Annotated in this window: 16 protein-coding genes and 1 tRNA gene; 10 read left to right on the top strand and 7 right to left on the bottom strand. The window is 57.7% G+C overall.

Going from position 1 to position 20,471, the window contains the following annotated elements:
- Both ACR0M3_RS04705 and ACR0M3_RS04700 read left to right on the top strand, forming a co-directional pair.
- Positions 1–573, top strand: coding sequence for a peroxidase-related enzyme (locus tag ACR0M3_RS04705; protein ID WP_267365930.1), 573 nt, complete (start codon positions 1–3; stop codon positions 571–573).
- Positions 570–1,472 carry an OmpA family protein gene (locus tag ACR0M3_RS04700; protein WP_480538283.1) on the top strand — a complete coding sequence of 301 codons (903 nt, stop codon included), beginning with the start codon at positions 570–572 and terminating at the stop codon, positions 1,470–1,472. Before ACR0M3_RS04705 ends, ACR0M3_RS04700 begins: the two co-directional genes overlap by 4 nt.
- Here the strand turns inward: ACR0M3_RS04700 and ACR0M3_RS04695 are convergent.
- Positions 1,465–2,427 carry a sodium-dependent bicarbonate transport family permease gene (locus ACR0M3_RS04695; RefSeq protein ID WP_480506523.1) on the bottom strand — a complete coding sequence of 321 codons (963 nt, stop codon included), beginning with the start codon at positions 2,425–2,427 and terminating at the stop codon, positions 1,465–1,467. The two genes, ACR0M3_RS04700 and ACR0M3_RS04695, sit on opposite strands and share 8 nt — an antisense overlap.
- 98 nt (positions 2,428–2,525) lie before the next feature.
- On the opposite strand from ACR0M3_RS04695, the gene ACR0M3_RS04690 reads away from it, so the two are divergent.
- Positions 2,526–3,443 carry a LysR family transcriptional regulator gene (locus ACR0M3_RS04690; protein ID WP_480909862.1) on the top strand — a complete coding sequence of 306 codons (918 nt, stop codon included), beginning with the start codon at positions 2,526–2,528 and terminating at the stop codon, positions 3,441–3,443.
- 52 nt (positions 3,444–3,495) lie between these two features.
- Here ACR0M3_RS04690 and ACR0M3_RS04685 read toward each other — a convergent pair whose 3' ends face one another.
- Positions 3,496–4,401 (bottom strand): LysR family transcriptional regulator, encoded by a 906-nt coding sequence (locus ACR0M3_RS04685; protein ID WP_209505110.1) that lies wholly within the window; start codon positions 4,399–4,401, stop codon positions 3,496–3,498.
- Positions 4,402–4,825: 424 nt separating this feature from the next.
- Here ACR0M3_RS04685 and ACR0M3_RS04680 point away from each other — a divergent pair, with 424 nt between their 5' ends.
- Entirely contained in the window at positions 4,826–5,434 is a 609-nt protein-coding gene (locus tag ACR0M3_RS04680; protein ID WP_480559310.1) for a LysE family translocator, read from the top strand.
- 20 nt (positions 5,435–5,454) lie between these two features.
- On the opposite strand, the gene ACR0M3_RS04675 is transcribed toward ACR0M3_RS04680, so the two are convergent.
- Positions 5,455–7,482, bottom strand: a complete 2,028-nt coding sequence (locus ACR0M3_RS04675) for an FAD-dependent oxidoreductase (RefSeq protein ID WP_480773097.1) — start codon at positions 7,480–7,482, stop codon at positions 5,455–5,457.
- Positions 7,483–7,619: 137 nt separating this feature from the next.
- Here ACR0M3_RS04675 and ACR0M3_RS04670 point away from each other — a divergent pair, with 137 nt between their 5' ends.
- On the top strand, positions 7,620–8,105 hold the full coding sequence (locus ACR0M3_RS04670) for an RNA pyrophosphohydrolase (protein ID WP_480909861.1): 486 nt from the start codon (positions 7,620–7,622) through the stop codon (positions 8,103–8,105).
- A 989-nt stretch (positions 8,106–9,094) separates the two neighbouring features.
- Here ACR0M3_RS04670 and ACR0M3_RS04665 read toward each other — a convergent pair.
- Together ACR0M3_RS04665 and ACR0M3_RS04660 are read right to left on the bottom strand one after the other, a co-directional pair.
- Complete coding sequence (locus tag ACR0M3_RS04665) at positions 9,095–9,442, bottom strand: cupredoxin domain-containing protein (RefSeq protein ID WP_480909860.1); 348 nt, start codon at positions 9,440–9,442, stop codon at positions 9,095–9,097.
- Positions 9,442–9,963 (bottom strand): DUF4142 domain-containing protein, encoded by a 522-nt coding sequence (locus tag ACR0M3_RS04660; RefSeq protein WP_480556396.1) that lies wholly within the window; start codon positions 9,961–9,963, stop codon positions 9,442–9,444. Before ACR0M3_RS04660 ends, ACR0M3_RS04665 begins: the two co-directional genes overlap by 1 nt.
- 136 nt (positions 9,964–10,099) lie before the next feature.
- Here ACR0M3_RS04660 and ACR0M3_RS04655 point away from each other — a divergent pair, with 136 nt between their 5' ends.
- Entirely contained in the window at positions 10,100–11,053 is a 954-nt protein-coding gene (locus ACR0M3_RS04655) for an AraC family transcriptional regulator (RefSeq protein ID WP_480484587.1), read from the top strand.
- A gap of 622 nt (positions 11,054–11,675) precedes the next feature.
- Here ACR0M3_RS04655 and ACR0M3_RS04650 read toward each other — a convergent pair.
- A tRNA-Leu gene (locus tag ACR0M3_RS04650) sits at positions 11,676–11,762 on the bottom strand.
- Positions 11,763–11,963: 201 nt separating this feature from the next.
- Here ACR0M3_RS04650 and ACR0M3_RS04645 point away from each other — a divergent pair.
- The gene (locus ACR0M3_RS04645) at positions 11,964–12,947 is read left to right on the top strand and encodes a complex I NDUFA9 subunit family protein (RefSeq protein ID WP_480909859.1); all 984 of its coding nucleotides are present in this window, start codon (positions 11,964–11,966) and stop codon (positions 12,945–12,947) included.
- On the opposite strand, the gene ACR0M3_RS04640 is transcribed toward ACR0M3_RS04645, so the two are convergent.
- On the bottom strand, positions 12,948–13,751 hold the full coding sequence (locus ACR0M3_RS04640; protein ID WP_480538274.1) for an undecaprenyl-diphosphate phosphatase: 804 nt from the start codon (positions 13,749–13,751) through the stop codon (positions 12,948–12,950). It abuts the gene before it with no gap.
- 231 nt (positions 13,752–13,982) lie between these two features.
- On the opposite strand from ACR0M3_RS04640, the gene ACR0M3_RS04635 reads away from it, so the two are divergent.
- Genes ACR0M3_RS04635 through gltB form a run of 3 tightly spaced genes read left to right on the top strand, consistent with a single transcriptional unit; the run spans position 13,983 to position 20,407 of the window.
- A complete protein-coding gene (locus ACR0M3_RS04635; RefSeq protein WP_480506931.1) occupies positions 13,983–15,416 on the top strand; it encodes an NAD(P)-dependent oxidoreductase in 1,434 nt (477 codons plus the stop codon).
- A gap of 24 nt (positions 15,417–15,440) precedes the next feature.
- A complete protein-coding gene (locus tag ACR0M3_RS04630) occupies positions 15,441–15,878 on the top strand; it encodes a GFA family protein (protein WP_480506932.1) in 438 nt (145 codons plus the stop codon).
- Positions 15,875–20,407, top strand: a complete 4,533-nt coding sequence (gltB, locus tag ACR0M3_RS04625) for a glutamate synthase large subunit (RefSeq protein WP_480909858.1) — start codon at positions 15,875–15,877, stop codon at positions 20,405–20,407. Before ACR0M3_RS04630 ends, gltB begins: the two co-directional genes overlap by 4 nt.
- The last annotated feature ends 64 nt before the right edge of the window (positions 20,408–20,471 follow it).

The raw sequence follows: 20,471 nt of genomic DNA, 5'->3' as shown, positions 1-20,471 counted from the left end.
ATGACACAGAAAGACATGCCCACCGCGCTGAACCTGCCCATGGTCGATCCGCTGCCGCCGGAAACGCAGAAATATTTTGATATCTGTGTCGAAAAGCTGGGCATGGTGCCGAATGTGCTTAAGGCAAACGCCTTCGATATCGACAAGCTGAACACGTTCACGGCGATGTATAACGATCTGATGCTGGCCAACAGCGGCCTGTCCAAGCTGGAGCGCGAGATGATTGCCGTAGTCGTGTCGTCGATCAACAAGTGCTTCTACTGTCTGGTCGCGCATGGTGCGGCGGTCCGGCAGCTTTCGGGCAACCCGCAACTGGGCGAGATGCTGGTGATGAACTACCGCGTTGCCCCGATCGAGCCCCGGCAGCGCGCAATGCTGGACTTTGCCGCCAAAATGACAACCGCCAGCGCCGAGATCGAAGAGCCCGACCGCCAGAACCTGCGCGACGCAGGCTTTTCCGACCGCGACATCTGGGACATCGCCAATGTTGCCGGGTTCTTCAACATGTCCAACCGGGTGGCCAGTGCCACGGCAATGGTACCCAACCCCGAGTATCACGCGCAGTTTCGATGATCCGATCAGCCGCCCTTATCGCCACGCTGCTGGCGGGGCCGGTTCTGGCGCAGGACCTGACCCTGCCAGCCAGCGCCCGCCAGATCAGCGACCGCACCTCGCCGCTGGACAGCTATGACCTGCCAACGGGGCCTTTCGCGAATGGCGCGGTGCCTGCTGACACCCTCGAAGGCCGGGTTGAACGCTACACGTGGCGGCTTCAGGCGGGCTCAAGCACAACCCTCCAGCTTTTGACCCCGCTGCGCGACCAGATCGAGGCGCAGGGCTATAAGATTCTGTTCGAATGTGATGCCCGCGCCTGTGGCGGGTTCGATTTCCGCTTTGGCACCGAGGTCGTGCCGACCCCGGATATGTATGTCGCCATTCAGGATTACCGGTTCCTGTCGGCCACCAAGGGGCCTGTTGCCCTCAGCCTGTTGGTCAGCCGCAACCCCCCGGACGGGTATGTCCAGATGATCCGCGTCACACCCCAGAATGCACCGGACCCTGTTCCGGTCGTGATCGAACAGGCAGTCGAGGGGTCGGGCGGGCTGCTTGAGGCGCTGGCAACATCGGGTCACGTGATACTGGACGATCTGCATTTCCCAACCGGTGAGGTTGCGTTGGGCGAAGGGACATACGCCTCTCTGACCCTGCTGGCCGGGTATCTGGCCGAAAACCCCAAGATGCGCCTAGCGCTGGTGGGGCACACCGATGACACCGGCGCGTTGCAGGCCAATATCGCGGTCAGCAAAAGCCGGGCCGAGTCGGTCCGCACCCGTCTGATTGATGCGCATGGTGTGGCCGCCGACCGGATCGAGGCGCAGGGCGTCGGCTATCTGTCCCCGCTCACCTCGAACGCAACCCCCGAAGGGCGCGAGCTGAACCGCCGGGTCGAGGCGGTCTTGCTCGTCAACTGACCCACCACAGGTACAGCGGCAATCCGACCGTGATGTTGAACGGAAACGACACACCCAGCGACAGGGTCAGATAAATCCCGGCCTCGGCCTTTGGCAGTGCAATTTTCATGGCGGCCGGAACCGCGATATAAGACGCCGAGGCCGACAGCACCATGAACAGGAACAGGCTGCCTTGCGGCAATCCGATCACCGCACCGACGGCCCAGGCCATCAGCGCGCCGATCAGGGGCATCAATACGCCAAATGCGAACAGGCCAACCGACAGTTTGTCGCGATTGCTGATCAGGCTGCGCCCCGCCGAAAGCCCCATATCCAGCAGGAACAGGCACAGGATGCCAGTGAAGGGCGTGACGATGAAAGGCGCGATCATCTGCATGCCTTCACCCCCGGTTATGGCCCCGATCAGGAACGCCCCGGTCAACAGCACAATCGATCCATTGGCCAGTAGATCACGCCACAGCTTGTCATCCTTGACGCCATTGCCGCCGGTCTTGTGCGCCAGCCACAGCGCCGACAGAATGGCCGGCACCTCCATCGCTGCCGCAACCGCCACCATGAACCCGTCATGGGTCAATCCCACCAGATCCAGCAGGCTGGTGGCGGTGACAAAGGTGACAATCGAAATCGAGCCGTAATGCCCTGCGACCGCCGCTGCATTTAACGCATCCAGCCGTGTCATAACCCTCAGCAGGGCAAAGGCCACGAAGGGGATGGTAAAGGACAGGGCCACGCCGCCCAGCAGGGTCAGGAACAGTTGCAGGTGGATGCCATGCGCGGCAAGGCTGGCACCGCCTTTGAACCCGATGGCCAGCAGCAGGTAAAGCGACATGAACTTGGCCGCGCCCGCCGGGATAGACAAATCGCTGCGCACAAAAGCGGCCAGAAGCCCTAGGGCAAAAAACAATATGGTGGGCACCAGCAGGTTGCTGGACAGCGTCTCGATCACTCCGGGCATACTTGTCTCCTGATCCCTCGTTTCAGGGCTAGGTGCCTTGCAAAATTGATTTCGCCAAATACTATCTTTATAAGTTTAATATAGTTTCAGGCTATGAAATGCGTCCAACCCTGCGCCAATTGGAATACATCGTCACGGTCAGCCGCCTCGGGCGGTTCAGTTTGGCCGCCGAGGTGCTGAATGTCAGTCAACCCAGCCTGTCGGCGCAAATTGCAACCGTAGAACAAGAGCTTGGCGTTCGGATCTTTGACCGCAACCGTGGTGGAATTCAGGTGACCACAAAGGGGGAAGAGTTCATCTCGCGCGCGCAAAAGATCCTTGCCGAGGTCAAGGACCTGCGCCACGCCATGACCAACGATATGCCTGTCGGAGGAAGGTTGCGACTGGGCGTTTTGCCTTCGATCGGGCCGTACCTGCTGCCGCAAGCCATCAAAGAGGTGCACCGCCTGCGCCCCGGATTACGCATTGTCGTGCGCGAGGAAAACACCCGCGATCTGGAACAGGGCCTGAAATCCGGTCGGTTTGACCTGATCCTGTCAACGCCCGAGGATCACCCCAATACCGTTCAGCACCGCTTGTTCAACGAACCCCTCTGGGTTGCGGTGGCCGTTGACGACGTTCTGGGGCAGGACCCCCAGGGCGTCAGAGCTGCCGACTTGCAGAACCGGCTGTTCCTGACCCTTGACCAAAGCCACCGCCTGTCGCGCATCGTCTATGCGCTGGCAGCCGAATGCGGTGGCGTGGTTTCGGATGAATATGAAGGCACAACGCTTGATTCCATTGTCTTGATGGCGGCCTCGGGGGTTGGGGTTGCGGTACTGCCGGATCTGTTTGCCCGCAGACAGGGCATTTACCGCGACGAAGTACGGCTGCGCCCGCTGTCCATTCCCAATGCCAATCGCGATATCGCATTGCTGGCGCGCAATGCCGAAACGCCGCCGCCGGGCCAGAACGTATTGATGGAAAGCCTACGCTCTTCCGCGCGATCCATCGGCCTGACGGTGATCGGTTCATAAAAAAAGGCCCGCACTTTGACATGCGGGCCAAAGGTTGGTCTTCAGGGAGAAACTACCAATCCATCGGGCTTTTGTCTTCGAATGCATCGACCAGAAAATCGATGAAGGCCCGTACTTTGGGTTGTGTGAAGCGGCCGGGCGGATAAACGGCGTAAATGCCCTGTACCTCGTCCGGCAGGGACGGCATGGCATCGACAACCCGCCCCGATTTCAACGCTTCGGCATAAAGGTAGCTGGGCAGATACGCGATCCCCAGCCCCGAGATGGCCGCGTTCAGCAGCGACTGGCCGTCATTCACGCTCAGCCAACCCGCGGTGCGCACCTGACGCTTCTCGCCAGACGGTGCGGTCAGTTTCCAGACATTGCCTGACGACTGGCTGGAATAGTGCAGCAACTTGTGTTCGTTCAGATCGTCGATCTTCTGCGGGCGCCCGAACCGTTCGATATAGCTGGGCGCGGCGACCATGCGTTTGACCGTTTCGGTCAGCTTGCGGGCGCGCAACGTGCTGTCTTCCAGCTCACCGATGCGCACGGCCACATCAAATCCTTCGGAAATCAGTTCGACATAGCGGTTGTTCAGAACCATGTTCACGGTGATGTCGGGGTAGACGGCCAGGAAATCGGACAGGACAGGCGACAGGTGATTGACGCCGAAATCCGTGGCAACACTGATGCGCAGCAGTCCGGACGGGGCCGATTGCATCGATGTGACCAGCGAATCCGCTTCACCCGCATCATTCAGAACGCGACGCGCGCGGTCATAATAGGCCAGGCCGATTTCTGTCGGCGACACCCGGCGCGTGGTGCGGTTCAGCAGCCGGGCTCCCAGACGCGCTTCGAGGCTCGAGACGTGTTTGGACACGGCCGATTTGGAGATGCCCATCTTCTTGGCCGCATCGGTGAAGCCACCCTGGTCCACCACGTTGGCGAAGGCTTCCATTTCGGTCAGTCGGTCCATTCTCGTTCCCCAGATCTTGATTTCCAACCCGACTATCGCTCTGAATCTGGGCGGAATCGGGGCATACATGGGATAATATCAGGGATTTGAATCGGATCGTTTGCGTATGAGAAACGCAGAAACAGTGGTTTCCAAACCGGCCCCGACGCCTGCGATACTGCGTTTTCCACGCAATCATACGTTTCTGTTCATCTTAGAATGGCATTTTTGTGACGACAGAGGGGGTCAGGAAATCCGGTTTCATCGTCGTTGCCCTGTCCCGGTGTTTTGGCCGGGGACACGGTACCCCGAAAACCCTTTTCAAAGCCAAGTTTCACCACCCCGCCCAGCGGCCACACCGGGCCGCAACCCCTGTTCTCGGACCGATCGCTATTTACATCTTCGCGGATGTTCGCGACCCTGCGCGCATTTGCAGGGGGTTTGAATGTCACTGGAATTCTTCATCACATCCATGATCGTCGTGCTGCTGCCAGGCACCGGTGTCATCTACACACTGGCCGTTGGCCTTGGCCGCGGTTTCCGGGCCAGCGTTGCCGCCGCGGTCGGATGCACAGTGGGAATCGTTCCCGCTGCCGTGGCCAGTATCGTCGGGCTTGCCGCATTGCTGCACACCAGTGCCGTGGCGTTTCAGCTCGTGAAATACCTTGGTGTCATTTACCTTTTCTACATGGCGTGGGGCATCCTCAGGAGTGGCGGCGCCTTGGATGTCACCGCCGACAAGACCGCGAAAAGCAGTTTTAAGATTGCCATCACGGGAACGCTCATCAACGTGCTGAACCCCAAGCTGTCGCTGTTCTTTCTGGCGTTTCTGCCGCAGTTCCTGCCAGCCGACACGGCGAACGCAGGGGGTGCGCTGATCCAGCTGGCACTGGCCTTTATGGGCATGACCTTTGTTGTCTTCGTCGGATACGGGGGCTGCGCAGCACTGGCCCGCGACTATGTGATCCGCCGTCCAACGGTGATGAAGTGGATCAGGCGGAGTTTTGCAACGGCCTTTGGCGCACTGGGTGCAAAACTCGCGCTGTCCGACTAGGAAACGCTAAACCGGGGCGATCAGAACTTCGCCGCCAGCCGCGTGCCCTGATTGATCGCGCGCTTGGCGTCCAGCTCGGCGGCGACATCCGCACCCCCGATCACATGGGGGGTGATGCCCCGCTCGATCAGCGCGTCCGCCAGTGACCGTTCGGACACCTGACCGGCACATAACACAATGGTATCGGCCGCGATCACCGTCGGGTCTGCGCGCTCTTCGCCAAAGCTGACATGCAGGCCGTCATCGTCGATGCGTTCATAATTCACGCCACCCACGAAATTGACGTTCTTCATCTTCAGCGTTGCCCGGTGAATCCAGCCAGTGGTTTTGCCCAAACCCTTGCCATGCGCCTGTTTCTTGCGCTGCAACAGGGTGACCTGACGTGCGGGCGCGCTGGGTTGCGGCCCCTCGGGCGCCAACCCTGCACGGTGCTCAGCCGGGTCCGTCACGCCCCATTCCTTCATCCACAGCGGCAGGTCGGTCGTGGCGCTGTGGCCCTCTTCCAGCAGGAACTCGGACACATCAAAGCCGATGCCACCGGCCCCGATCACGGCAGCAGACTTGCCAACCTCGGCCTTGCCGCGCAGCACGTCGATGTAACTCAGCACGTTGTCCCGATCCTGCCCCGGTATCTGCGGATCACGCGGGCTGACACCGGTGGCGATGACCACCTCGTCAAAGCCGGTCAGGTCATCTGCGCCTACCTCGCGGTTCAGTTCCACTTTCACGCCCAGTTCATCCATCATGGTGCGGTACCAGTCGACAAGACCCCAGAATTCTTCTTTCCCCGGCACCTGCTTGGCCATGTTCAGCTGCCCGCCGACCTCATCAGCGCGGTCGAACAGGGTAACATCGTGGCCGCGCTGGGCCGCGATCATTGCGGTCGACAGACCGGCAGGACCTGCCCCCACAATGGCGATGGATTTCCGCGTTTTGGCCGGTTCAATCACCAGCTCCGTCTCATGACAGGCGCGCGGGTTCACGAGGCACGAGGTCAGCTTGCCGCTGAACGTGTGATCCAGACAGGCCTGATTGCAGGCAATGCAAGGCGCGATCTTTGCGGCCTCACCCTCAATCGCCTTGGCCACGAAATCCGCATCCGCCAGCATCGGGCGGGCCAGCGAGACCATGTCGGCGCAGCCGGTCGAAAGAACCTCTTCGGCCACCTCGGGCGTGTTGATCCGGTTCGATGTGATCACCGGTATCCCCACCTTGCCCATCAGCTTCTTGGTCACCCAGGCAAAGGCCGCGCGCGGCACGCTGGTGGCGATGGTAGGGATCCGCGCCTCGTGCCAGCCAATGCCGGTATTGATGATCGTGGCCCCGGCCTTTTCGATCTCCTGCGCCAGTTGCACCACCTCGTCATGGGTCGAGCCGTTGGGGACCAGATCGATCATCGACAGCCGGTAGATGATGATGAAATCGGTGCCCACCGCCTCGCGCGTGCGGCGCACAACTTCGATCGGCAGACGCATCCGGTTCTCATAAGACCCGCCCCAGCGGTCGGTGCGCTTGTTGGTATGGGTCACAAGGAACTGGTTCAGGAAGTACCCTTCCGACCCCATGACCTCGACCCCGTCATAACCTGCCTTTTGCGCCAGTACGGCGGCGTTGACGATATCGCTGATCTGCTTCTCGATGCCCTCTTCATCCAGCTCAGTGGGCGGGAACGGAGAGATGGGTGATTTCACCGGGCTGGGTGCCACGCATTTCGGCCCATAGGCATAACGACCTGCGTGCAGGATCTGCATCGCGATCTTGCCGCCTGCGTCATGTACGCGCTGCGTCACGATGGAATGGTGCGCCACGTCCTTTTCACTCACCATCATCGAGGCCCCCGGCAGGACCGAGCCTTCAAGGTTCGGACCTATCCCACCCGTCACCATCAGTGCCACGCCGCCCCGCGCCCGGTCGGCATAGAACTCGGCCACCCGGTTCCAGTCGCCGGTTTCCTCAAGCCCCGTATGCATCGAGCCCATCAGCACGCGGTTCTTCAACGTGGTAAAGCCCAGATCCAGCGGGGCCAGCATATTCGGGTACGCAGTCATGGCGGAACTCTCCCTCCAGAATTTGCCCGCTAGATTGACGTTCGCGTCAACTTTGTCACGCGAAACCCCACGTCACCCTCTTTGCTGTGGCGCCGGTGATTGCTAGAGGTGGGCGGAACAACCCGATGAGGCCGCGAATGACCCCCGAAGAAATCGCCAAACTGCCCTATCGCCCCTGCGTCGGGCTGATGCTGATGAATACCGAGGGGAGGGTTTTTGTGGGCATGCGAAACGACGGCCCACAAGACGCCTGGCAAATGCCACAGGGCGGTGTGGACAAGGGCGAAGATCCCCGCGACGCAGCCCTGCGCGAACTGTGGGAAGAAACCGGGGTCACGGCTGATCTGGTCGAAATCATCGCCGAAACCGAGGGTTGGCTGCCCTATGACCTGCCCCATGACATCGTGCCCCACATCTGGAAAGGACGCTATCGCGGGCAGGAACAAAAATGGTTCCTGCTGCGCTTCACCGGCGCCGACGATCAGATCAACATTGAAACTGATCACCCGGAATTTACCCGCTGGAAATGGCAAGAGCCCGACCAGCTGATCGCGGAAATCGTGCCCTTCAAGCGCGATGTGTATGAGCGTGTGGTCGAGGCATTCATGGCCCATCTGTCGTAACAGCGGCGACTGAACCGTAATGGCCCTTTTGCGAACACCATCACGCCTCGGAATGCGGGCGGCGTAGGGATTCGCTTGGCAAATACCATAGACGGCTTGGGTTTCAAAGCCGCGCCACAATTCACATCACTGAACAGGGCGCAAGGTACCAAGGGTGCCGCCACGGAAATCGAAAAAATAACGCCTTTGTGATCGACATTTTTCTTCAATATAACAATAAGTTGAATAGAGGCCGCTCTCCGTCGCCAAAATTGAGGCATAAACGCAGACCTAAACCAAATTTACTCCAATTTCCGGCCACAATCTTGGGACCAAAGTCGGCAACGCGTTCCAAGCTGGTGGAGTAAACAACCGTGAACTTTTAGTCGTTTTTCCCGAAATCGCATCCAGAAACATCGATTCAAATCTGTGATTTCAGAGACCGCACCCACCAGCTGATCGTGGGGAAATAGACCCGTAATCCTCTTAAGAAGGCCAAAGCAGAAAGCATCCTGAAGGCCCGAATTCAACACAATAACCCTGCGGTGACCAACCAGTGCATCTGAAGGCGCCGCGCATAATGGCGTGCGATTTCTTCGGGTGCGACGCGTTATTTCAATCCAAAAGGAAAACGTGACAAAACAGCAGGATTTTAGGAATGGAATTGGTCCGCCACCGAATATCACGACAACTTTGCGCGTATACTCTGCCTCTGACACTCCCTCGTTCTTGCAGGTGTGCTTTTCGTATTCTTCGGCCGCGGGTTGAACAGGCACGCCGGGTGTAAAGCCATTGGAATACTCATTTGCCTGGCACGCGTCTGCGGGTGTCTGATTGCCGAGCGATGAGTGTGGTCTGATGTTGCTGTAATCGTATTACCAAACGCGCCGGGTGGAAATCTCACCGAATAATTGGGGCGTTTGGACGTAGGTTTTTTACGGGTGAATGAGGTGACTCTGATGAAGAAATCAAAACACGGCGACGCTCAGTTCCCCGCGTTTAGCCGCTGATTAATCTTTCACTACGATAGCCCCCTTCATATGCGGGTGAAACATGCAGAAATAGGCATAAACCCCGGGTTTGTCGAATACCACGGCTGCCTTTTCGTTCCGCTCTAGCGGCCCGGTGTCCCAATCTTGCATCTCTTGTTCCGTTGCGGTGTGAGGCGCGATGTCCAGATTGGTCCAGATCACCTCATCACCGACCGAAACTTCGAGTTCCTCAGGCGCGAACTTGAATTTGCGAATGGAAACCTGATGGCTGGTTGCCCCGGTGGACGCACCCAATGCGCCAGCCAGGAGAGTAAGCGGTGCCGCACCCAGTACGGCACCAAACTTTCTGCGTGACAGTACAGCCATCAGCCGCAATCCAGCCCAGACACCATCTGTTCGGCGTGGCCTTCATGCTGTTTGAATGTGGCAAGAGCATCCTGCAGCAGGTTGGTGAGCGGCTCAACGGTGGTGTTGGGGATGAACTCGTCCTCAACCGTTTTGTTCACGATCTGATGATAGGCGAGCTCATTCTGAGCGTAGGCGCAATCAAAGGCTTTGCCGCGCAGCCCGCTCAGCTCATCGCGTTTCTCGACCGAACCTTTAACCAGGGCCTGGCTGAGGGCGTTGTCCTGAGGCGTTACATTCAGTTGTTGGATCAACGCCCCTGCAGCTTGGTTCACGGCCGCATGATCACGGATCATTGTGTTCGCAAAATCCCGAACGTCGTTATTGTCGGACACAGCAAGAGCAAGATGCGCATAGCGGATGTCAATTTCACCGGCAGTATACGCTGTATGCGCGATTTCAAGATCGTTCATCTTGTTCTCATCTGCAACAGCAGCATAGCCGACGACGACAAGAGCAGCAGAAAGGAAAGCGGTTTTCATCTGGAATCTCCAAAGTTGATTGAAGCCCTGATATGCGTACAGTTTGCCTTGTCTTTGAATTACCTGCCGTCCAGAAGACATGCCCTATCGTTCGAACATGTAGACAGATATCGAACTCTTGGTAATATCAGCAACCATGCTTGATCTGCTAAGTGATATTCTGACCCGCCTGTCGCTCAAGGGGACACTGTATTTCCGCACCAGCCTTAGCGAACAGCCCTGGGGGATCCAGGTGCCGGCGTTTCAGAACGTGGCCCGGTTCCACTATGTACATCGCGGTGAGTGCGTAGTGCGCGTCGCAGGAGAAGATCGGGCGCTACGCCTTACCAAAGGCGATCTTATCCTGGTTCCACACGGGGCGGCGCATACGTTGAATTGTCGTGTTTCGGGCCCGGAAGACGCCTTGCCGCTGGATGACGTGCTGGAAAGGTCCGGCTATGATGGTAAGGGTGTTCTGGTGTATGGCGGCAACGACCCCAACATGGAGAACCAGCTGATTTGTGGTCATTTTTCACTAGCCGAAGGATCAAGGCATCTGTTGCTTGACCGATTGCCGCCAAGCATTGTCATCCGGGATTATGGCGCCGAGGCCAGCGATTGGCTGGAAGCGACGTTGCGCGTGATAGGGTCCGAGGCAGGGTTCGGCCGTTTTGGAGGTGATTTGATAGCGCTGAAGATGTCAGAGGCGATTTTTGCGCAGGCTATCCGGTGCCATATCGAAGATACCGCCAGAACAGGGGGAAAACTCGCAGGTTTCGCCGATGTTCATCTTACCCGCGCATTGACGGCGTTCCACAATGACCCGACTGCGCAGTGGAGTGTCGATTCTTTGGCCAACAGGGCGGCATTGTCTCGGACAAGTTTCGCAATGCGGTTTTCCGAGAAGCTTGGGATCACACCGATGCAATATGTGACTGCATGGCGTATGCAGATTGCCCGCAGCGCGTTGGTAGAGAAAGGTGTCAGTGTTGCCGAGGCCGCGGATCTGAGTGGGTATTCCTCAGAAGCAGCGTTCAGTCGCGCGTTCAAGAAAGAGATCGGGCAACCGCCTGCCAGATTTCGAACCTCTGCGTTACCCACTCAGGTCTGAACGATCTGCAATGTTGCCGGGTATGCATTCATTCCAACGACAGTGCTCAAAAGTACCTGTTGCTGAGGAGCACACTTTTCCGTCGCAAAACAACGGAGAAGAAAGTTTCCGCTTTTTGCCGCCAAAGATATATCCGCCCTTATCGATAATCCCGCCGCCATCGCCATGATGGTGCCTCCTTTTGTTCTCGGACTGGGCGTTTTCAACCTCTGTCTGACGTCAGACAGACTATTCGAGCGCGACCATTTCCTGCCTGCTTTCGGGGTCTTTTCCCATCAACCTGAAATACTCTTTCGGCCCTTCTGATACTTTTCCATAACCCATCTTGTTCGGTGACATTTCTCTGAGCCAGAACAGTCGCTTCCTTGGGGTCTTTCGTTTGGAGAGCAAATCGAGGTTGTTTCGCTTGCTTAGCTTGGGGTAGTGCTTTCGAACGTCTGGGGGAACACGCCCACGAAATTACCAAACACCATTGGAGTTCTTTTGTTCAGTATATCTAGCCATGATCAGAATCGCTTCTGCTGCAAAGATGATTAGAGGCATTGCGTCACCTCTTGTGTCACCTTTACAGGTCTGAACTTCCCGTTAAGTTCTTGGAATTTATATATTTTTGAGGAATAAATGGTGCCCAGGAGAGGACTCGAACCTCCACGTCCATACGGACACTAGCACCTGAAGCTAGCGCGTCTACCAATTCCGCCACCTGGGCAGGTGTCGTGGAGCGGCGTTTAAGCTGACTGGCGGGGGGCGTCAACCGGATTCTGAATGAATTTTGAAAGTTTTTTGAATTCGGTTTTCGAACTGAGATTTTGGCCTGAGTATTTCATGACCGGCGCGGCGAATTAGTGCCTTGTTTGGCTGGCCTGCGAGCGTTAGTTCTAGAGCGCAATTTCTCAGCAGGAGCCCTCTCATGTCGAAACTGGTGACGATTTATGGCGGATCGGGATTTGTCGGTCGCTACATCGCGCGACGTATGGCGAGTGAGGGGTGGCGTGTGCGGGTGGCTGTACGACGCCCGAACGAAGCCATGTTCGTGAAACCCTATGGCGTCGTGGGACAGGTTGAGCCTGTGCTGTGCAATATCCGCGATGACGCCTCGGTCGCGCTGGCGATGCAGAGCGCCGATGTCGTGGTGAACTGCGTAGGTGTGCTGAATGAACTGGGCAAGAACGCGTTTGATGCCGTTCAGGCCGAAGGGGCCGAGCGTATTGCACGCCTGGCTGCACAGCAGGACATTGGTCGAATGGTGCATATTTCGGCCATCGGTGCGGATGCAAACGCGGCCAGCGATTATGCCCGGACCAAAGCGCTGGGCGAGGCAGGTGTGCTGAAGCACATACCGGATGCGGTGATCCTTCGCCCATCTGTAATCTTCGGTACCGAGGATCAGTTCTTTAACCGATTTGCTGGGATGACACGCATGGGTCCGTTCCTGCCAGTGGTTGGTGCTGAGACCAAATTCCAACCCGTCTACGTGGACGACGTGGCCCATGCAGCGGTCAAAGGTATTCTGGGGCAGGCTGAGCCGGGCGTGTACGAGCTTGGCGGGCCGGAAGTGAAAACCTTCCGCGCCCTGATGCAGCAGATGCTTGAAGTTGTCCACCGGCGGCGCATCATTGTCGGCCTGCCGTTTTTTGCTGCCCGGATTATGGCGGGTGTGCTGGATATCGCAAAATTCGTCAGCTTCCAGCTGTTCCCGAACAACATTTTGACCCGCGATCAAGTCAGGAATCTGCGTCATGACAACGTGGTATCTGACGGGGCCAAGTCCTTTGCGGACCTAGGCATTGCGCCGACCACTCTGGAATCGGTGCTGCCGGAATATCTGTGGAAGTTCCGCCCGTCGGGGCAGTATGATGACATTCAGAACTCTGCGAAAAACCTGCGTATCTGATCAGCTGTAGGCCATGAACAACAATGCTGCGCCCAGAATGACGCGGTAGATCACATAGGGCGTAAAGCTGACACTGCGCAGCAGTCGCATCATAAGGCTAAGCGCCAATAGTGCTGAGACAAAAGCAAATGCCGCGGCAATGGCCCCATCCCGGGCCAATTGCGCATCAGCGTCGCGTATCACATCCAGTGCAAGCAGTGTGCCAGAGGCCAGAATGGTTGGGATTGACATCAGCATGGCAATCCGCGCGCCGTCTTCTCTGGTATAGCCCAATTGACGTGCCCCTGTAATGGTGATCCCGGACCGCGATGTTCCGGGGATCAGCGCAAGAACCTGCCACAGCCCCATGACGAAAGCATCGCGAATACCCCAATCAGACGCCTCTTTCTTTTGGGGGCCTTTCTGGTCAATCCAATAAAGCAGCAGGCCAAAGCCCAGCATCGTCCACCCGATTACAGCGATCGAACGCATGGCCTCGCTTAACCCGGTCAGATGCAGAATCAGACCTGCAATCACGGTTGGAAGTGTCGCAATGATCAGACCAAGAGCCAAACGGGCCTGCGGCGTATCTGTCCGGCCGGTCAGGGCGCGCGGCACCCCGGCAAGAGCCTGCTTCACATCCGCCCAGAAATACAGAACGACCGCTCCAAGGGTTCCCACGTGCACCGCGATGTCTATGGCCTGACCCTGATCCTGAAGGCCCGACAAGTTCGGCAGCAGGATCAGGTGACCCGAAGACGAAATGGGCAAAAACTCAGTTATTCCCTGAATGATTGCCACGAGAATCAGGTGGAAAAGACTCATCTGCCCTGCCGTGCTGCCGCCACGTTTTTTATGTGGTGTATGGCTATAAGGGTGGTGGGGAAAAGGAAAGTCTTCATATAGGTCCGAATCGTACCTAAAATTCCTTTAAGAATTCACAGATTTCGAGTGAGGGGGTGGAAAATTCTCACAATAGGTCAGCATATATGACTTTTCATCCGTTTGCGCATCGCATAAAGAAATCCAACCAAGCCAATTCATGGAGTCTGACCCGTGGCCAAGCAACCGATGCTGAAATTTGTGCAGATCGACCGCGTCATGCCGGAAAAGCGTGCCGCCAATGACCGCAGAGAAGACTTTAACGAAATTTATGCCGAGTTCGCTGCCGAGAAAGCAGCAGAACAGGCCAGCCGTTGCAGTCAATGCGGTGTGCCCTACTGTCAATCGCACTGCCCGCTGCATAACAACATTCCCGACTGGTTGCGGCTGACTGCAACCGGACGGCTGGAAGAGGCTTACGAAACCAGCCAGGCGACAAACACCTTCCCCGAGATTTGCGGCCGCATCTGCCCGCAAGACCGTTTGTGCGAAGGAAATTGCGTGATCGAACAATCCGGCCACGGAACGGTCACCATCGGCACGATCGAAAAGTACATTACCGACACGGCGTGGGACAAAGGCTGGGTCAAACCAGTGGTCCCTGCGACAGAGCGCCGTGAAAGCGTCGGCATTATCGGTGGCGGGCCGGGTGGTCTTGCCGCGGCGGACATGCTGCGTCGGGCCGGTGTTCAGGTCACGGTCTATGACCGCTACGACCGTGCGGGTGGTCTGCTGATGTATGGCATTCCGGGCTTCAAGCTGGAAAAAGAAGTCGTCCAGCGGCGTAACGACCTGTTGGCGGACGGCGGTGTCGAGTTCGTATTGAACTGCGACGTGGACGCCGCAAAATTCGCTGAAATTCACGCAAAGCATGACGCCATCATCATCGCAACGGGCGTTTACAAGTCGAGGGATCTGTCCATGCCGGGCAGTGGTCTTGCCGGGATCGAGAAGGCAATCGATTTCCTGACCGCATCAAACCGTAAAAGCTTTGGTGACACTGTTGAGGATTTCGACAACGGACGGCTGAATGCCGAGGGCAAGAAGGTTGTCGTGATCGGTGGTGGTGACACCGCGATGGATTGTGTGCGTACGTCGATCCGTCAGGGCGCGACATCGGTCAAATGCCTGTACCGTCGTGACCGGACAAACATGCCGGGTTCGCAGCGCGAGACACAGAACGCCGAGGAAGAAGGCGTGGTATTCGAATGGCTCAGTGCACCGAAGGGATTCACGGGCGACGACAAGGTTTCCGGCGTGATGGTGCAGAAGATGCGTCTGGGTCAGCCCGATGCATCTGGTCGCCAGGCCCCCGAAGTGATCGAAGGCGCGGATTATGTCGAGGACGCCGATCTGGTGATCAAGGCATTGGGTTTTGAACCTGAAGACCTGCCCACCTTGTTCGGGCAGCCCGACTTGCCTGTCACCCGATGGGGAACGGTCAGGGCAGCATTCCAGACCGGGGAAACCGAAATGGAAGGTGTGTACGCGATCGGGGACATCGTGCGCGGTGCCTCACTGGTCGTATGGGCGATCCGTGACGGGCGCGACTGCGCTGACGCGATCATCGACCGGTTCAACGCCAAAACTGCCGTGGCGGCGGAATAACCCCAGTTTTCAGGAGGGTTCGAAATGTCGGAACTTCAAGGCCAATGCATGTGTGGTGCGGTCACAGTCACCGCCACCCCTGTACGGGATGCTCTGGGGGCGTGTCACTGTGATCAATGCCGTCGGTGGACCAGTTCGATGCTGGTGACCTTTCAGGCGAAAGAAGGCTATGCCGCGCTGGGCCCGGTCAAGACATTTACCTCGTCCGACTGGGCAGAACGTGCTTTTTGCGGCGATTGCGGATCCTCGCTCTGGTATCGGATCACGCTGCCGGGTGAGATGCACGGACAGACACAAATGGCGGCTGGCCTGTTTGAAAATGCGACAGGTAACCCGCTGAAACTTGAACTTTATATCGACAAAAAGCCCGAGGGATACGCGTTCGCAGGTGAACGTCGGCAAATGACCAAAGCCGAGGTCGAAGCCATGTATTCCCCCTCTGACGAAGGAGACAGCCAATGACCAAATATGATGCCGATTGGGTGCGGGCAGAAGAAGCAAAACGCAAGTGGATGGCCGAAAATGGTCTCTATTCCGAGGCAGAAGAGCATTCTTCGTGCGGTGTGGGCCTTGTTGTGTCCGTGGATGGCAAACGGTCGCGCAAGGTGGTGGATGCCGGGATCGATGCCCTGAAAGCGATCTGGCATCGTGGAGCCGTGGACGCGGATGGCAAGACCGGCGATGGCGCGGGCATCCATGTGCAGATTCCGGTTCCCTTCTTCTATGATCAGGTTCGCCGCACGGGTCATGAACCAAAGCTGAATGAACTGATTGCTGTTGGTCAGGTTTTCCTGCCCCGCACCGATTTCGGCGCGCAGGAGCGGTGCCGGACCATCGTCGAAAGCGAAGTTCTGCGTATGGGTTACTACATCTATGGCTGGCGACACGTGCCGGTCGATGTGACTTGCCTTGGGGAAAAGGCCAATGCAACCCGACCCGAGATTGAGCAGATCCTGATCTCGAACTCCAAAGGTGTGGACGAAGAAACTTTCGAGCGCGAGCTCTATGTCATCCGCCGCCGCATCGAAAAAGCGGCCTTGGCGTCGGGCATTTCAGGTCTTTATCTTGCGTCGCTGTCCTGCCGGTCGATCATCTACAAGGGTATGATGCTGGCCGAACAGGTCGCTGTATTCTATCCCGATCTCATGGACGAACGCTTTGAATCGGCATTCGCGATTTACCACCAGCGTTATTCGACCAACACGTTTCCGCAATGGTGGCTGGCGCAGCCATTCCGCATGCTGGCCCACAACGGCGAGATCAACACCCTCAAGGGCAACGTCAACTGGATGAAAAGCCATGAGATCCGGATGGCCAGCGGAACCTTTGGTGACTATGCAGAAGATATCAAGCCAATCATCGCAGGTGGTTCGTCAGATTCTGCCGCATTAGACTCGGTTTTCGAAGTGCTGGTGCGCGCGGGTCGGTCTGCCCCGATGGCAAAAACCATGCTGGTTCCGGAAAGCTGGTCCAAGCAGGCGGTCGAACTTCCGCAAGCGTGGCGCGACATGTATTCCTACTGCAACTCGGTGATGGAGCCATGGGATGGCCCGGCCGCGCTGGCGATGACGGATGGGCGCTGGGTCTGCGCCGGCCTTGACCGGAACGGGCTGCGCCCCATGCGGTACGTCGTGACCGGCGATGGTCTTGTCATCGCCGGGTCCGAGGCCGGAATGGTGCCGATCAACGAAGCTACCGTGACCGAAAAAGGCGCGTTGGGGCCGGGTCAGATGCTGGCGGTCGACATGAAAAAAGGCAAGCTGTACCGCGACACCCAAATCAAGAACAAATTGGCCCGCGCGCTGCCATTTGGCGAATGGGTTGGCAAGATAAACGATCTGGACGAAACGCTTGCGGGTGTGGCCGAAGCGCCGATCTTTGCGGGTGGCGAGTTGCGCAAGCGCCAGATTGCTGCTGGATACTCGGTGGAAGAGCTGGAACAAATCCTTGCTCCGATGGCGGAAGACGGCAAGGAAGCCTTGGCATCGATGGGTGATGATACGCCCTCGGCTGTTTTGTCAAAACAATACCGCCCGCTCAGCCATTTTTTCCGTCAGAACTTCAGCCAGGTGACCAACCCGCCGATCGACAGCTTGCGTGAATACCGCGTGATGTCGCTGAAAACCCGGTTTGCCAACCTCAAGAACGTGCTGGATGAAGACAGCAGCCAGACCGAGATCGTGGTTCTGGAAAGCCCCTTTGTCGGTAACGCGCAATGGGACAAGCTGGTTGAGAACTTTGATGCGCCGCTAGCGGAAATCGACTGTACCTTCGAGGCTGGTCAAGGCGCATTGAGCGCGGCTTTGACCCGTATCAGAGCCGAATCCGAAGAGGCGGTGCGATCCGGTGCCGGGCATATCGTCTTGTCTGATATGCGGTCGGGCGAGGATCGGATTGCGATACCAATGATCCTCGCGACCAGCGCTGTGCATTCCCATTTGACGCGTCAGGGTTTGCGGACCTTCTGTTCGTTGAACGTCCGTTCGGCTGAATGTGTAGACCCGCATTACTTTGCCGTTCTGATCGGCTGTGGCGCGACTGTGGTGAACGCCTATCTGGCCGAGGATTCTTTGGCTGACCGTATCGACCGCGGTTTGCTGGACGGAAGCCTGACCGAAAACGTCGCGCGCTATCGCGAGGCGATCGATCAGGGCTTGCTGAAGATCATGGCCAAGATGGGCATCTCGGTCATTTCGTCTTATCGCGGTGGTCTGAACTTTGAGGCCGTTGGCCTCAGCCGTGCCATGGTGGCCGAGTATTTCCCCGGTATGACCAGCCGTATCTCGGGCATAGGCATCAAAGGTATTCAGGCCAAGGCCGAGGAAATCCATGCCAAGGGCTGGAGCAGCGGTCTGGATGTGCTGCCCATCGGTGGTTTCTACAAGGCGCGTAAATCGGGCGAGACCCACGCGTGGGAAGCGACCTCGATGCACATGATGCAGATGGCCTGCAACAAGGCCTCGTATGAGCTGTGGAAACAGTATTCTGCCAAGATGCAATCGAACCCGCCGATCCATCTGCGCGACCTGATGGATTTCAAACCACTGGGCAAGCCGGTGCCGATCGAAGAGGTGGAATCGATCACCTCAATCCGCAAACGCTTTGTCACACCAGGTATGTCGCTGGGCGCATTGTCGCCCGAAGCGCATAAGACACTGAACGTGGCGATGAACCGGATCGGTGCGAAATCCGATAGCGGCGAAGGTGGCGAAGATCCGGCTCATTTCGTGCCGGAGCCCAATGGCGACAACCCTTCGGCCAAGATCAAACAGGTGGCTTCAGGCCGGTTTGGCGTGACTGCGGAATACCTCAACCAGTGTGAGGAGCTTGAGATCAAGGTCGCTCAGGGTGCAAAACCCGGTGAGGGTGGCCAGTTGCCGGGTATGAAGGTTACTGACCTTATTGCGCGCCTGCGCCATTCGACCAAGGGCGTGACGCTGATCTCACCGCCGCCGCACCACGATATCTACTCGATCGAGGATCTGGCGCAGCTGATCTACGACCTGAAGCAGATCAACCCGCGCTGCAAGGTGACGGTCAAGCTGGTTGCGTCCTCGGGCGTCGGCACGATTGCTGCCGGTGTGGCCAAGGCGAAAGCGGATATTATCCTTATTTCGGGTCACAATGGCGGTACAGGCGCGTCGCCTGCGACCTCGATCAAGTATGCCGGCCTGCCGTGGGAGATGGGTCTGACCGAGGCGCATCAGGTTCTGGCAATGAACAACCTGCGGGATCGCGTCACCCTGCGGACCGATGGTGGCCTGCGCACCGGGCGCGATATTGTCATGGCCGCGATGATGGGGGCCGAGGAATACGGCATCGGTACCGCCGCACTGATTGCAATGGGCTGTATCATGGTGCGTCAGTGCCAGTCGAACACTTGCCCGGTGGGCGTGTGTACGCAGGATGAATCCCTGCGCGCCAAATTCACCGGCAATGCGGATAAGGTCGTCAATCTGATCACCTTCTACGCGCAGGAAGTGCGCGAGCTGCTGGCCAGCCTCGGCGCGCGTTCGATTGATGAAATCATCGGTCGGGCCGATCTGCTGGCTCAGGTCAGCCGTGGGTCCGCTCATCTGGATGATCTCGATCTGAACCCGCTGCTGATCACTGTCGATGGGGCACATAACATCATCTACAACCGCGACAAAGAGCGCAACGCGGTGCCGGATACGCTGGACGCCGAAATCGTTCGTGATGCGGCCCGGTTCCTGAAGGATGGTGAAAAGATGCAGCTGTCTTATGCCGTGCAGAACACACACCGGACCGTTGGAACCCGAGTGTCCAGCCATATTGTGCGGAATTTCGGGATGCGGAACACCTTTCAGGACGACCATCTGCATGTGAAACTGCAAGGCTCGGCCGGGCAATCGCTGGGAGCTTTTGCGGCCCCGGGTCTGAAGCTGGAAGTGTCGGGTGATGCCAATGACTATGTTGGTAAGGGCCTGTCCGGCGGCATGATCGTCGTACGCCCACCACAGGTCAGCCCGCTGAAAGCAGATGACAATACGATCATTGGCAATACGGTTCTTTATGGGGCCACCGACGGGTACCTGTTCGCGGCCGGTCGCGCCGGTGAACGGTTCGCGGTCCGGAACTCTGGCGCCAAGGTTGTTGTCGAGGGGTGCGGTTCCAACGGGTGTGAATACATGACCGGCGGTGTTGCCGTTATCCTTGGAGCGATCGGAGCCAACTTTGGTGCAGGCATGACAGGCGGAATGGCCTATCTGTATGATCCCGCAGGCAAGGCCGAGGCGCTGATGAACAGGGAAACGCTGGTCACTTGCCCGGTCACTGTGGACCACTGGGAAGAGCAACTGAAAACGCTCATCATGCGCCATGCTGCTGAATCGCAAAGCCGCAAGGCTGCTGATATTCTTCAGCATTGGGATGTGGAAAAAGGCAACTTCCTGCAGGTTTGCCCAAAGGAAATGCTGAACAAACTCAGTCACCCGCTGAGTGTTGAAGCCAAAGCAGTTCCGGCGGAGTAAGCCGAAACCTTTTGTCTCTCAAGGCCCCGCGTGTCATTTGCACCACGCGGGGTTCGTATGTTAA

This window comes from Ruegeria sp. O5 (assembly GCF_056535105.1).
The sequence above is the reverse complement of the archived record's forward strand: the minus strand, read 5'-3'. Positions and strand labels throughout refer to the sequence as shown.